Raw genomic sequence first — 14233 nt, forward strand, 5'->3', positions numbered from 1 at the left:
TATTGTAAAAAGCCATTAGCTATTCTGTTGTATATAATGACTGATAAATCACTTCCTGTATCCCTTGCCTAATCTTCATGCTATTCAACTTTCCATTCCAGGAATCGGGACAGAGACGGTTACTCAGAAAGATATAAACCAAGTCATTTTCCGGATCCACCCAAGCACAAGTACCGGTAAATCCAGTATGTCCGTAAACAGAGGCCGGTGCCGAAGGTGCACAGGCATTTGCTTTCGGATCATTCAAGTTAGGCTTGTCATATCCTAATCCACGATGGCTGACAGCAGATTTTCCCATAGTAAATGCACGGCAGGTTTCCGATCTGAGATAACGCTTCCCGTCCAGTTCGCCTTCATTGAGAATCATCTGATAGATCTTTCCAAGTTCGCAGGCTGTCGAAAATAATCCGGCATTGCCACTCACGCCTCCCATAAAGGCAGCCGCTTCATCATGCACATATCCGCAAAGGTTCTGCCGACGCAAATAATCATTGGTAGCAGTCGGCATTACTTCTGTTTTCTTATAACAGTTTAACGGTTGGAACAACGTACGTTCTAACCCCATAGGTCGATAAAACTCAGCAGCCAAATAAGCATCGAGCGTTTGACCGGTTATGGATTCTACCACCTGCTGTAACAGAATAAAGCCGATATCACTATACACAAAACGTTTACGATCCAGTTCCGACTGAACAATACTCTTCATCATTGCGGCTTTAAACTTTCTGTGCAGCCACATTCCATCGGCTATTTTCAACGTATGTTCCGGCGTTTTTGTTGCAGAGACGAGCCCTCTCCTGAACTTGAAATCCGAACAGGCATAAGTATATTCCCCCATACGGGTATGATGCCATTCATCCACAAACCCTTGTGTAAAAGGACCGGTTACTGAATATTCATCGATTGCGTTGCGATAAAAACGGATATAGGGAACCAAACCGGATTCATGCAACAATAACTCCCGGATGGTAATATTCTTTTTGTTCGTATTCCGTAAAGCAGGCAAATATTTAGAAGCAGGATCAGTCAATTTCAACTGTCCTTGATCATAAAGTTTCATCACAGCCAATAGTGTAGCGCTTGTCTTGGTCAAAGAGGCAAGGTCAAAAAGATCGGTCGGACGTACCGGGGTACTATCCGTATCGGAATGAATGCCGAAGCATTTATCATAAACAGGCTGTCCATGTCGCAATACCAGTACCTGACACCCGGGAAATGCTTTGGCAGCCAATCCGGCAGATACTACAGAGTCTATACGATGAAGTCGGTACGATTTCAATCCATAATCTTCAGGAGCCGTACCGGCAGTCATGCCGGGCACTATATCTACACCTGAACCGGCAGCAAACGTCTCTCCGATACGCATAGACAAACGCCCTGTCGCCGAAGCTTTACCCAATACCACATCCGCTACATAACGTTGCAAATCCGCTTCATCGGAATGTGCCAGTACAACAGCAGCCGAACGGGCAACAGCCTCTTCAAGTGTCACCAGGGTCCGGTACGAAGTAAAGAAAGCATAAACCACAGGAGCCTGGAGATTGAGGTCTGTAAAGAACGGACGATATTCTTCCGCTTCTTTATCTTTTATCGTCATACTCACAATGACCCTCCGATGTTTTCCAAGTTCTTTTGCTATCCGTTTGCGTTCTTCCTCTCCCGTATCTTTATCCATTCGGAATGTTTTCAATGACAGCCTGGTGCGTAACTCTTCAATGAACAAAGCATCACTACCTTCACCACCTACCGTCAATACAGCTATTTCATCTTTAGTAACAAGAGGTAGAATCCGGAAATAGTTCCCCAGTACGGTCACTGCTGACGTGCGGAGTTTTGTCAGTAAAGCCCGTGCCTCAGGAGTGTTGATACGATCACTCAACCCATCTACTGAAATCACAGGACGCTTATTTAATCCCAAACGGTACTTATAAGTTAAGATCCTGCGGCATTTTGCATTTACTTCTTCCATACTGAGCCGTCCTTCCTTAATGGCTTGCAGAACATCCTGCTGTGCTTTCTCTATATTTTGTTGCACCAATACCATATCATTGCCCGCCTTCAGAGCCTTCACCGTCACATCCGGTTCGCTTGCTACTCCTTTCATGGCAAGCGCATCAGTAAAGACCAAGCCATTGAATCCCAGCTCTCCTCGCAGCACATCTGTCACAATGCTACGCGACAATGAAGAAGGAGTTATACGATCAGGTTCCAGAGCCGGAACCTGCAAATGCCCTACCATGATACCACCTAAACCAGCCCGAATGGCCTCTTTAAAAGGATATAGTTCCACACTGTCCAGACGTGCCCGATTGTAATAGACCGCAGGCAGCGCCTTGTGAGAATCTACGTCCGTATCACCATGTCCGGGAAAATGTTTGGAAACAGACAAGATACCACCACTCTCCAATCCACGCCCATAAGCTATCACTTTCTCAGCCACCGCTTCCGGGTTTTCACCAAACGAACGCACATGGATCACCGGATTATCAGGATTGGTATTGACATCCGCATCCGGAGCAAAATTAACATGTACACCCATCTCCCGGAATTCACGTGCCACTTCCTGACCGTAGGCCTCAATCAGTGCATTATCACTGATGCAACCCAATGCCGCATTACGCGGAAACACAGGCGTATTCTCCAATCGCATGGATAGTCCCCACTCACCATCAAAAGTGATCATCAACGGAATTTTCGACCGGCTTTGTGCCCGGTTGGTCAATTTCGCCTGACCTTCTACCGTTCCTTCGGAATACAGGAAAGCACCCACTTTCAACTTACGGGTCAGTTTATCCACTAATTTTTCAGTATCTTTATCTGTCCGTGGAGCCAGGGTATAAACAAATAATTGTCCGACCTTATCCTTCAGTTTCATGCGGGAGAGCGTTTGCTCTACCCATTCATTGCAATGTACATCTTCCCGTACAGGCAAGAGTCCTGCTGTTTGCTGAGCCCAAAGAGCACCCGCACCCAGCAGCAACGCAGCGGTTAGCAGTTGTTTTAGCATAGTTTGTTTGGGGGTATTTCAAGAGGGAAAATCCCTCTTATTTCTTATTTTCAAGTGTCAAGTCCATCTGTCCTACATAGATCCCGCTCTTACCGGTATGCATCAATGATACATTTTTGCCATCCATATTAAGAAGAGTCTTCGGTCCTTTCATAAAGGTATGCGAGTGCCCTCCGAGAACAACATCTATATTACGGGTTTTAGGAATCAACCGGTTTTCATCATATTGCACACCCAAGTGAGAAAGACAAACAACCACATCACAACCCTCTTTTTCTTTCAAGACAGCAGCCACTTCATTTGCCGTAGCTACAGGATCATTATAAACGACTCCCACACATTTATTGGCCTGAACCATGCCTTCAAGTTGGCAGCCCAATCCCAAAACACCAATCTTAACTCCGTCTCTCTCGATGATTACATATGGTTTCACCAAGTCTTTAAGCACTGTGGCACTCACATCGTAGTTGGCACATACCACCGGAAAGTCGGCCATCCGGAACAAACGTGCCATATTATCCAGATCGAAATCAAATTCATGGTTGCCAATAGTCATGGCATCATATTTCATTTCGTTCATCATCTTCACTTCTACCTCACCCTGAAACATATTATAATAAGGGGTCCCCTGTGATATGTCTCCGCAGTCGAACAATAACATATCAGGATGTTCCTTACGGAACTCTTTCACAAATGTAGCGCGACGTACAAATCCTCCCTTATCATAATTCCGGTCACCTTCCTGATTGATAGGTTCCAAACGGCTATGCACATCACTGGTCTGCAACAGGATCAGTTTTTTATCCTGTTGGGCAAATGCTGAAAAAGAAAAAAAGAAAATGAAAAAGAAAGCCAGAAAATTCTTTTCCATAAAACTAAGAATATATTTATTATTGGTTGGGGATATCATAATTCACTGAATTTTATCATTTTACATTCTATTATACCTTTACTTCACGGTGATTCTACCATCCAGTGCCGAAGTTATCTTCTTTCCGGCAGCTGTTTGTTGTCTCACATAGTCAAGAAAGAGTCCGCGTAATGTTGCTCCTTCCGGACATACACGTTTCTCCGCTTGCAAGAAAGCTTCCATGCTTCCGTTACCGTCAGCCAGATAATCAATGGTCGCCACCGTATAAAGTTTGTTGTCATCAATCGGCTGGCCGCCCACTGTAGCGTTCAGTAATTTTCCATCCTTAGTGATTTCCATCCGGATACCACTCACTCCTTCTCCCTTCAGCGAAGCAATACTTGTGAGCAATGCTTTCAGGTGTGTTCCCTTCATCGTCATTACGCAAAGTGAATTTTCGAATGGCAATATCTCATATACCGTTCCCACCGTAATATCCCCGGCAGGCAAAATATTACGCAATCCGCCCATATTCACCAATCCCATGTCAGCCGGCTTATCCTGTACTTTCACCGCAGCCTGGCGCAATACCTCCGCAACAAGATTGGAAAGCAGACTTTCGGGATGACCTTTGTCCATCTTCTGCTCGCTGGTGCCGATTACCTCATACATCATGTTGTCTATCTTCTCTTTGTAAGGCTTTAATATTGCCACGGCATCTGCATCGGGATGAGCATCCCATTTAGCGTCAATGTCAATCATCCTTCCTTCTACCTTGGCAACCCGATAATCGGCTTTTGCCATTTCGTGCGTCGACTGGCAAGAAGTAAATGTCAGCAACCCCGCCAGAATTACTCCTGAAATAATCTTTGCGTAATTTTGTTTCATATCCTTAAGTACTTAATAATGCTACAAATATACAAAAACATTTGGCTATCCGGCAAATAATTCGTTACTTTGCACCGCTTTCGCGCAATCGCTGTCAGGAGAGAGTTGCCTGGTATGTTGCGTTGTAACGATAAAACAATTTAATAATAAACAACAATGGATTTAATTAAAATTGCAGAAGAAGCATTCGCTACCGGAAAACAGCACCCGAGCTTCAAAGCAGGCGACACTGTAACAGTAGCATATCGTATTATCGAAGGTAACAAAGAACGTGTACAGTTGTACCGTGGTGTTGTTATCAAAATTGCAGGTCACGGAGAAAAGAAACGTTTTACTGTACGTAAAATGTCAGGAACTGTAGGCGTAGAAAGAATTTTCCCAATCGAATCACCGGCTATCGACAGCATCGAAGTGAACAAGGTTGGTAAAGTACGTCGCGCTAAACTGTACTACCTGCGTGCTCTTACTGGTAAGAAAGCAAGAATCAAAGAAAAAAGAGTTAACGGCTAATCAGCCTTACTTTTCGATTCGAAATAAAAAAGAGGGAATCTTCTGGCAAGATTTCCTCTTTTTTATTTCGTAACACAATTATCATTCCTACCTTTCGCGGCACAAGCACTTATACAGCATAATCACCGAAAAGCTTCCGATAGTCTTCATGTGTGGAAATCCAAAAGAAACAAATAGCCCCCCCCTTACAGCATTGGAAGATGATAAAAAAGGAATCCGGCAAAAAGATGCTAAATCTTATAAAAGGGAATCATTATACTCTCTTTTCAATCGATTTGCTAACCACCCCTTTCTTAAACAAAGAGCTTCTGTAGATCTTTCTTGCATAAAAAAAGAATAAAAAAAGAGTATTCATGCAGAACTTGATCACTTTGAGAGTATATATACGGAAAAAGACGAAAGAGATTATTAATTTCTTCCAAGTCTTTTGTTAATAACGTCCGAGTCTTTTATTAATAAAGTCGAAACAAATCATTAACTTCTTCCAAAGAGGTTATTAATAGTCTAAAATCAAAGTCATTTTTCACTTATTAGCTCCGGTTGGAGTGAGGTATCCCAAGTACCATTTCGAAGTTAGACTACAAGATTCGCTATCATACAAAACAGAATAAAAGAACTTTTCTTTCTTCCGGCGAGGGTTAAGCTCAATAAGACATCTTTTTGACCTTCCGGGAGTCTGCTAAAATTCATTTTTCCCACCGGTTCCCAACAAAGATCGGAATATGCCCGCCCTGAACCGATAGAAAATACAAAATGACATTTCTGACAAAACGATATTGGAGTACATCCCGAAGTTCCTGCCCACACACAGACAAAAAAAGCTCCAGAATTGCTTCCGGAGCTTTCAGCTAAATAATCGCTTTCATTCGCTCTCAGTCTCTCAGGTCTTTCAACTCCCAAGCCAATGCACTGGCACCCAGTACGGCAGCATCGGAGTCTTTCAACTCAGAAACGAGCAATTTTGTTTTGCCTTTGTAAATGTTCAGAAGATTATTTTCCATGGCTTTTGTAATCGGCTTCATGATATAGTCGCCCGATTTTGCCAAACCACCGAACAAGATAATAGCTTCGGGACTTGAGAAAGCAATAGCGTCCGCCAATGCCTCACCCAGAATATTACCTGTAAATTCGAAAATCTCCTGAGCCAGCTTATCTCCCTGTACGGCAGCATCGTATACATCTTTCGATACAATGCTCTCTGCCGGGATATTGCGCAACAAGCTGGCATCGGTACGTGCAGCGAGGAATTCGCGTGCAGTGCGTGCCACACCTGTAGCCGAACAGTATGTTTCCAGACATCCTTTACGTCCGCAACCACAGATACGTCCGTCACGACGAACGATCACGTGACCGAGTTCTCCGGCAAAGCCGTCATGTCCGTAAACCACCTGTCCGTTGATAACAATACCACTACCGACACCTGTTCCCAGAGTAATCATGATAAAATCTTTCATACCGCGAGCAGCCCCGTAAGTCATTTCACCCACAGCGGCAGCATTAGCATCGTTTGTCAAGGCTGTCGGAATGCCCAGACGTTCCTCGAACATAGAAGCCAACGGCAATACACCTTTCCAAGGCAGGTTAGGAGCAAACTCAATGGTTCCGGTATAATAGTTTCCATTAGGAGCGCCAATGCCGATACCCTTTATTTTATCCACCCCGCCATTTGCAATGATCAACGGCAGAAGATTTTTGCATACTTCATCTGCATATTCTTCTACTGTAGGATATACCTGAGTTTTCACTGCACCGCTTGCTATAATAGTTCCGCGCGCGTCAACAATTCCAAAGACAGTGTTTGTTCCGCCAATGTCAATACCCACTACGTAGGGTTTCTCCATGCTTGAATTCATGATACTCTTATTTAAAGGGTTAGTTAATATTAAATGTTTATTGCACACAAATTACGTAAAGAAGATTGAGTCTACAAAATCTTTTTTTAAAAAAGTTCACTTCGTTTGCAACTTTTCGTATCAACCGTGCGTCTAATAGAACAAATCATAAGAAAATTGAAACTAAATAGATGAAACTGTGATACACTTAAAAGACATTAACAAAACCTACAACAACGGGGCCCCCCTCCACGTACTCAAAGGCATCAATCTCGATATCGAGCGGGGTGAATTCGTTTCCATTATGGGAGCATCAGGTTCCGGCAAATCTACTTTACTTAATATATTAGGTATACTGGATAATTACGATGACGGAGAGTATTACCTCAACAATGTGTTGATTAAAAACCTGAGCGAAACTAAATCCGCGGAGTACCGCAACCGGATGATCGGTTTCATCTTCCAGTCGTTTAACCTGATTTCATTCAAAAACGCAGTAGAAAACGTTGCACTACCTCTATTTTACCAAGGAGTAAGCCGGAAAAAGCGGAACGCAATGGCTATGGAATACCTCGACAAACTGGGACTCAAAGACTGGGCACATCACATGCCCAACGAAATGAGCGGCGGTCAGAAACAGCGTGTAGCCATCGCCCGTGCCCTGATTACACAGCCTCAGATTATTCTGGCCGACGAACCTACCGGTGCACTGGACAGCAAAACTTCAGTAGAAGTCATGCAAATCCTGAAAGACCTGCACAAGACCGGAATGACCATTGTCGTAGTAACCCACGAAAGCGGAGTTGCCAACCAGACGGACAAGATTATTCACATCAAAGACGGTATTATCGAACGGATTGAAGAGAACCAGAATCATGATGCCTCACCATTCGGCAAGGATGGATATATGAAATAAAAACAAATACAAATATGATTGACATTTGGCAAGAAATATATGGCACCATCAAACGGAACAAACTTCGTACGTTCCTGACCGGATTTGCCGTAGCATGGGGAATTTTCATGCTGATAGTGCTATTGGGAGCCGGTAACGGGCTGATCCATGCTTTTGAAAAGTCATCCTCCGCACGAGCACTGAACTCCATCAAAATCTATCCGGGATGGACCGGAAAGCCCTACGACGGACTGAAAGAGGGACGCCGCATTCAACTGGATAACAAAGACTTGAATGCTACCATGGAACATTTCAGTGACAACATCATCAGCGTAGGTGCCAGTCAATGGCAGAGCAATGTGAATCTGAGTTACGGACAGGAGTACGTTAACCTTTCATTGGAAGGGGTATATCCGAACTTTACAGAAGTGGAATCCGTAAAATCGACAGAGGGACGGTTCATTAATGATATCGACCTCAAAGAACGGCGAAAAGTAATTGTACTACATACCAAAACGGCTGAGATCCTTTTCGGAAAAAGCCGAACAGAGCCTATCGGAAAATTCGTAAATGCCGGTGGAGTTTCTTATCAGGTAGTAGGACTTTACACCGATCCGGGTGACCAGGGAAGCAGTGAAGCATATATTCCCTTCTCAACCCTACAGGTGATTTACAATAAAGGCGATAAACTAAACAACCTGACTTTCACGACCAAAGGGCTCACCACGATGGAATCGAATGAGGCATTTGAAGCAGCCTATCGTAAAGTGATGGGTGCCAAACATCGTTTCGATCCTTCGGACAACAGTGCACTATGGATATGGAACCGCTTTACCAACTATCTGCAATCTCAGAATGCCATGGGTATCCTGCGCACGGCCATCTGGGTGATCGGTGTCTTTACACTGCTGAGTGGCATTGTGGGTGTATCAAATATCATGCTGATCACAGTGAAAGAGAGAACACGCGAATTTGGGATCCGCAAGGCATTGGGTGCCAAGCCATTCTCCATCCTGTGGCTGATTATCGTAGAGAGTGTAACCATTACGACCCTCTTTGGATATATCGGCATGGTAGCGGGAATCGCAGCTACCGAATGGATGAATAAGGTGGCCGGAGAACAAACCGTAGATGTGGGAATGTTCTCGGAAACGGTATTCCTGAATCCGACGGTAGATATCAGTATTGCCATACAGGCCACATTAACCCTAGTAATCGCAGGCACATTGGCAGGATTCTTCCCGGCCAAAAAAGCAGTAAGTATCAGACCTATTGAAGCACTTAGAGCAGATTGATTATGAGAGTAGATATAGACACGTGTGAGGAAATCCTCGTCACGATAACAAGAAACAAAACACGAAGCCTGCTGACGGCTTTCGGAGTATTCTGGGGTATCTTCATGTTGATAGCCCTGATGGGGGGCGGACAAGGGATGCAGGACATGATGCAAGCCGAATTCGAAGGATTTGCCACCAACTCGGGATTCATGGGCTCCCAGAAAACAGGGGAAGCTTACAAAGGATTCCGTAAAGGACGTTACTGGGATATCGAGAACTCGGATGTAGAACAAATCCGTGAGAAAGTAAAAGATATCGATGTTATTACCCCATCGATAGCCCGCTGGGGCTCGACAGCCATTTTCGGAGAAAAAAAGTATGATTGCAGCGTAAAGGGGCTCTATCCGGACTACGCCAAGATTGAAAATCAGGATATGGCTTACGGAAGATTCATCAATGATGTGGACGTACGCGAAGGACGCAAAGTCTGCGTGATCGGCAAACGCGTTTACGAAAGCCTTTTCAATCCGGGCGAAGATCCTTGTGGAAAGTATGTACGGGTAGACGGAATCTATTACCAGGTGATCGGTATGTGCGTATCCGAAGGAAACATAAATATTCAGGGACGAGCTTCGGAAGCTGTTGTATTACCTTTTAGTACCATGCAACAAGCCTACAATATGGGAAAACGTATCGATGTGATATGCTATACCGTGAAACTAGGGAAAAAAGTAAGCGATCTGGAACCGGAAATAGAAAGCATCCTGAAAGAAGCACACTATATAGCACCGGACGATAAGCAGGCAGTCATGAAGCTGAATGCGGAAGCCATGTTCTCGATGATGGATAATTTGTTTACCGGTATCCATGTACTGATCTGGATGGTGGGCCTGGGTACTTTGCTGGCCGGCGCCATCGGTGTATCGAACATCATGATGGTAACGGTAAAGGAACGAACCACGGAAATAGGTATACGACGTGCCATCGGTGCCCGTCCGAAAGATATCTTGCAACAGATCTTATCGGAAAGTATGGTACTGACTACCATAGCAGGCATGGCCGGCATCTCTTTTGGAGTATTGATCCTGCAATTGATGGAAATAGGCGTTAACTCCGGTAAAGACCATTATTCTCACTTCCAGGTCTCCTTTGGCATGGCTATCGGAACCTGCCTGTTACTCGTGACACTGGGATTACTGGCCGGGCTGGCACCGGCTTACAGGGCAATGGCCATCCGTCCGATAGAGGCTATCAGAGATGAATAAAGTACAGCCTCTCCCCCACAAAAAGCAGAAAAGAGACACAGTCAAGTATAGAAAATAACAATTCAAAATATAAAACAAGATGAAAAAGTATCTGAAAATCACATTACTGGTAGTGGTAGCCGCCATCTTCATTGGGACATTCATATTCCTGTACCAGAAGTCGAAACCCCAAACAACTGTATATGAAACTGTCACCCCGGAAGTTGCCGACCTGGAAAAGACTACAGTGGCCACCGGTAAAGTAGAACCACGAGATGAAGTACTTATTAAACCACAAATATCCGGTATCATATCCGAGGTATATAAGGAGGCCGGACAAACCATCAGACAAGGTGAAGTGATCGCAAAAGTGAAAGTTATTCCGGAACTGGGCCAGTTAAACTCAGCCGAAAGCCGTGTGCGCGTAGCAGAAATCAGTGCAGCTCAGGCAGAAACCGACTTCGGACGTATCAAGAAGCTTTATAATGACAAACTAATCAGCAAAGAGGAGTTCGAGAAGAGTGAAGTGGATATAAAGAAGGCACGCGAAGAATTGCAGACAGCAAAAGATGCATTGGAAATCATCAAAGAGGGTATCACCAAAAACAGTGCATCGTTCAGTAGCACACTGATCCGTTCGACCATCGACGGACTGATTCTGGATGTACCTATCAAAGTAGGTAACTCCGTTATTATGAGTAATACGTTCAATGACGGTACGACTATCGCCACGGTAGCTAACATGAATGATCTGATTTTCAAAGGTAAAATCGACGAAACAGAGGTTGGACGTATCCATGAAGGTATGCCGGTGAAACTGACGATCGGTGCTTTGCAGAATCTTACATTTGATGCCGAACTGGAATATATTTCTCCGAAAGGTGTGGAAGAAAACGGAGCCAATCAGTTTGAGATTAAAGCGGCCGTTCACGCACCGGATTCAGTACAGATCCGTTCCGGATATTCTGCCAACGCAGAAATCGTGCTGCAACGCGCACAGAAAGTTTTGGCAGTTCCCGAGGGCGTAATCGAATTCAGCGGTGACAGCACGTTCGTATGGGTAATGACCGATAGCATTCCTGAACAGAAGTTCGAACGTCGCCAAATCAAAACCGGTATGAGCGATGGTATCAAACTGGAAATCAAAGAGGGTCTGACCGGAAAAGAAAAAGTGAGAGCTTCGGAAAAGAAAAGTAAATAAGCCTTTATATATAAAAGAGGTATAAAGAAAATACGAATCACCAACAACGCATAATATGGGAAACAAAATATTAATTAATTTACTGATACTGACCGGACTGTCCACTTACGCTGCACAGGCACAGGAAGGATGGACCCTACGTCAGTGTATCGATTATGCCATTGAGCATAACATCAGTGTGCAGCAAACAGCAAATTCAGCCGAACAAAGCAAGGTGGATGTAAATACCGCCAAATGGGCACGCCTGCCCAACCTTAGCGGTAGCGCTTCACAAAACTGGAGTTGGGGACGTACAGCATCACCGGTAGATAACACCTATAATGACATCAACAGCGGTAGTAGTAGCTTTAGCTTGGGTACGAATATTCCTTTATTCACCGGTCTGGAACTACCGAACCAGTATGCGCTTACCAAATTAAACCTGAAAGCAGCAATCGAAGACCTGAATAAAGCGAAAGAAGATTTGGCGATCAACGTCACCTCCGCTTATCTGCAAGTACTTTTTAATCAAGAGTTAAGTAAAGTGGCACAAAGCCAGGTGGGACTCAGCAAAGAACAGCTGAACCGCATCACACGCTTGCACGAAGTAGGAAAAGCTTCTCCCGCCGAAGTTGCCGAAGCCAAAGCGCGCGTTGCACAAGATGAGATGAGCGCCGTGCAGGCAGATAACAATTATCGGTTAGCTTTACTTGACTTAAGCCAATTGCTCGAACTTCCGACTCCGGAGAACTTCTCACTTGCCACACCGGATACGGAGTTGGAATTCTCTCCCCTTACTTCACCCGACGAAATCTATAACCAGGCCATGCTCTACAAACCGGGCATCAAAGCAGCCGAATATCGTCTTGAAGGTAGCGAAAAGAATGTTCGCATAGCAAAGAGCAGTTACTATCCGCAATTGTCCTTCTCTGCGGGATTAGGTACAAACTTCTATACAGTAAATGGTAGTGCCGGTTCAAGTTTTGGCAATCAAATGAAGAACAACCTGAATAAATATGCCGGATTCAGTCTGAACATACCTTTATTCAATCGTCTGGCCACCCGTAACCGCGTACGCACTGCACGCCTGCAACAAACCAATCTGGCATTGCAACTGGACAATACCAAGAAGGTGTTATACAAAGAAATCCAACAAGCATGGTATAATGCCATAGCTGCCGAAAGCAAGTTTAAGTCAAGTGAATCGGCCGTAGAGGCCAATCAGGAATCCTTCCGTCTGATGAGCGAGAAATTCGATAATGGAAAAGCCACCTCGGTTGAATACAATGAATCTAAGCTGAATCTCACCAAAGCATTGTCCGACCGGATTCAAGCCAAATATGACTATCTGTTCCGTACAAAGATTCTGGACTTCTACAAAGGACAACCCATTGAGTAAGAAAAGAGGTTATTATTATTGTAAGTGATAGGGGTGGGAAAAAAATGGAGTGAAGTTTCACCCCTATTTTTTACTTTATTGCCCGCACAAAATAAAGGGCGAAATTCACATTCCACCCCTTATCAATCAATATTACAATCTAAAAATAAGCTATGCTACGACCGGATAACTCACTCTTCCATTATTATACAAATAATGCGCCAAAAACATAACGTCCTAATAATAAAAGATCTAAGGAGTAAAAAGATGTTCGTCAACGAACACCTCACCTACATTTGCGGACACTATTAGAAGAAAACAAGAGAAATATATGGAAATCGATCAGACTATTATGAAAAACTGAAATTAACATCAAATTGGCGATTATTATCGAAAAAAAATCAAACGAACTTTTATTATCTCAAACTAATCGCTATATTTGCGACCAATTATTCAATAAAATACCAGAATTTCTTCTTTTAAAAACACGAACGTCAAAACCGCACACACATCAGACTTATAATCAAATAATTAATTCAATTTAGCATATACTAAGTCTAATCTATAAATGAATAAAATGGAAGAACATTTTTTTAACGAGATCTATACTTGCTATTATAAAAAGTCTTTTTATTTTGCTAAATCTTATGTACATGATGATTTAGTAGCAGAAGATATTGCTTCAGAGTCATTAATAAAACTTTGGGAAAAACTAAAAACAGAATCCATAGAAAAAAAATATATTCTTCCTCTTTTGCTTACTATATTAAAAAATAAAGCTTTAGATTATTTAAAGCATGAAAATGTAAAGCATACAGCTTTTGAACAAATGGAAGATTGGCAACATCAAGAACTATCAATGCGCCTGTCTGCCTTGGAAGCATGTAATCCTAATGAAATCTTTTTAGAAGAAATACAAGAGATCATTCATCATACAATGTCTACACTTTCCAAACAAACCTATCAAATTTTTATGCTAAGTCGGTTTGAACATAAGTCCAATAAAGAAATTGCAGAAGTAATGCGAATTACTGTAAAAAATGTAGAATACCATATATCCAAAGCTTTAAAAGTATTACGAATAGCTTTAAAAGACTACCTTCCTCTATTTTATTTCTTTTTTTATTACTAGTTTTTTAGCTAGATCATTCCACTATTTTTTTTTCTTCTTT

At 43.3% G+C, this 14233-nt stretch carries 11 protein-coding genes; 7 read left to right on the forward strand and 4 right to left on the reverse strand.

Going from position 1 to position 14233, the window contains the following annotated elements:
- Positions 1-19: 19 nt before the first annotated feature.
- Genes FDF36_RS15415 through FDF36_RS15425 form a run of 3 tightly spaced genes read right to left on the reverse strand, consistent with a single transcriptional unit; the run spans position 20 to position 4745 of the window.
- Positions 20-3007 (reverse strand): serine hydrolase domain-containing protein, encoded by a 2988-nt coding sequence (locus FDF36_RS15415; RefSeq protein WP_032531743.1) that lies wholly within the window; start codon positions 3005-3007, stop codon positions 20-22.
- A 37-nt stretch (positions 3008-3044) separates the two neighbouring features.
- Positions 3045-3917 carry a bifunctional metallophosphatase/5'-nucleotidase gene (locus FDF36_RS15420; RefSeq protein WP_032541599.1) on the reverse strand — a complete coding sequence of 291 codons (873 nt, stop codon included), beginning with the start codon at positions 3915-3917 and terminating at the stop codon, positions 3045-3047.
- Positions 3918-3956: 39 nt separating this feature from the next.
- Positions 3957-4745, reverse strand: coding sequence for a 5'-nucleotidase C-terminal domain-containing protein (locus FDF36_RS15425; RefSeq protein ID WP_032531745.1), 789 nt, complete (start codon positions 4743-4745; stop codon positions 3957-3959).
- Positions 4746-4901: 156 nt separating this feature from the next.
- Here FDF36_RS15425 and rplS point away from each other — a divergent pair, with 156 nt between their 5' ends.
- Positions 4902-5255, forward strand: a complete 354-nt coding sequence (gene rplS / locus FDF36_RS15430) for a 50S ribosomal protein L19 (RefSeq protein ID WP_005778830.1) — start codon at positions 4902-4904, stop codon at positions 5253-5255.
- Positions 5256-6127: 872 nt separating this feature from the next.
- On the opposite strand, the gene FDF36_RS15435 is transcribed toward rplS, so the two are convergent.
- The gene (locus tag FDF36_RS15435) at positions 6128-7108 is read right to left on the reverse strand and encodes an ROK family protein (RefSeq protein WP_005810700.1); all 981 of its coding nucleotides are present in this window, start codon (positions 7106-7108) and stop codon (positions 6128-6130) included.
- A 178-nt stretch (positions 7109-7286) separates the two neighbouring features.
- On the opposite strand from FDF36_RS15435, the gene FDF36_RS15440 reads away from it, so the two are divergent.
- The 6 genes from FDF36_RS15440 to FDF36_RS15465 all read left to right on the forward strand — a co-directional run bounded on the left by FDF36_RS15440 (position 7287) and on the right by FDF36_RS15465 (position 14193).
- On the forward strand, positions 7287-8003 hold the full coding sequence (locus tag FDF36_RS15440; protein ID WP_005778836.1) for an ABC transporter ATP-binding protein: 717 nt from the start codon (positions 7287-7289) through the stop codon (positions 8001-8003).
- Between the two features lie 14 nt (positions 8004-8017).
- Positions 8018-9277, forward strand: coding sequence for an ABC transporter permease (locus tag FDF36_RS15445; RefSeq protein WP_005778838.1), 1260 nt, complete (start codon positions 8018-8020; stop codon positions 9275-9277).
- Between the two features lie 2 nt (positions 9278-9279).
- Positions 9280-10524: an ABC transporter permease gene (locus FDF36_RS15450; RefSeq protein ID WP_220391936.1), complete on the forward strand. Its 1245-nt coding sequence runs from the start codon at positions 9280-9282 to the stop codon at positions 10522-10524.
- A 79-nt stretch (positions 10525-10603) separates the two neighbouring features.
- Positions 10604-11704 (forward strand): efflux RND transporter periplasmic adaptor subunit, encoded by a 1101-nt coding sequence (locus FDF36_RS15455; RefSeq protein WP_005810704.1) that lies wholly within the window; start codon positions 10604-10606, stop codon positions 11702-11704.
- 55 nt (positions 11705-11759) lie between these two features.
- Positions 11760-13082 carry a TolC family protein gene (locus tag FDF36_RS15460; RefSeq protein WP_220391937.1) on the forward strand — a complete coding sequence of 441 codons (1323 nt, stop codon included), beginning with the start codon at positions 11760-11762 and terminating at the stop codon, positions 13080-13082.
- Positions 13083-13629: 547 nt separating this feature from the next.
- On the forward strand, positions 13630-14193 hold the full coding sequence (locus tag FDF36_RS15465; RefSeq protein ID WP_022011468.1) for an RNA polymerase sigma-70 factor: 564 nt from the start codon (positions 13630-13632) through the stop codon (positions 14191-14193).
- Positions 14194-14233 lie beyond the last annotated feature (40 nt).

The sequence above is a fragment of the Bacteroides fragilis genome, from assembly GCF_019583405.1.
GTDB lineage: Bacteria > Bacteroidota > Bacteroidia > Bacteroidales > Bacteroidaceae > Bacteroides > Bacteroides fragilis_B.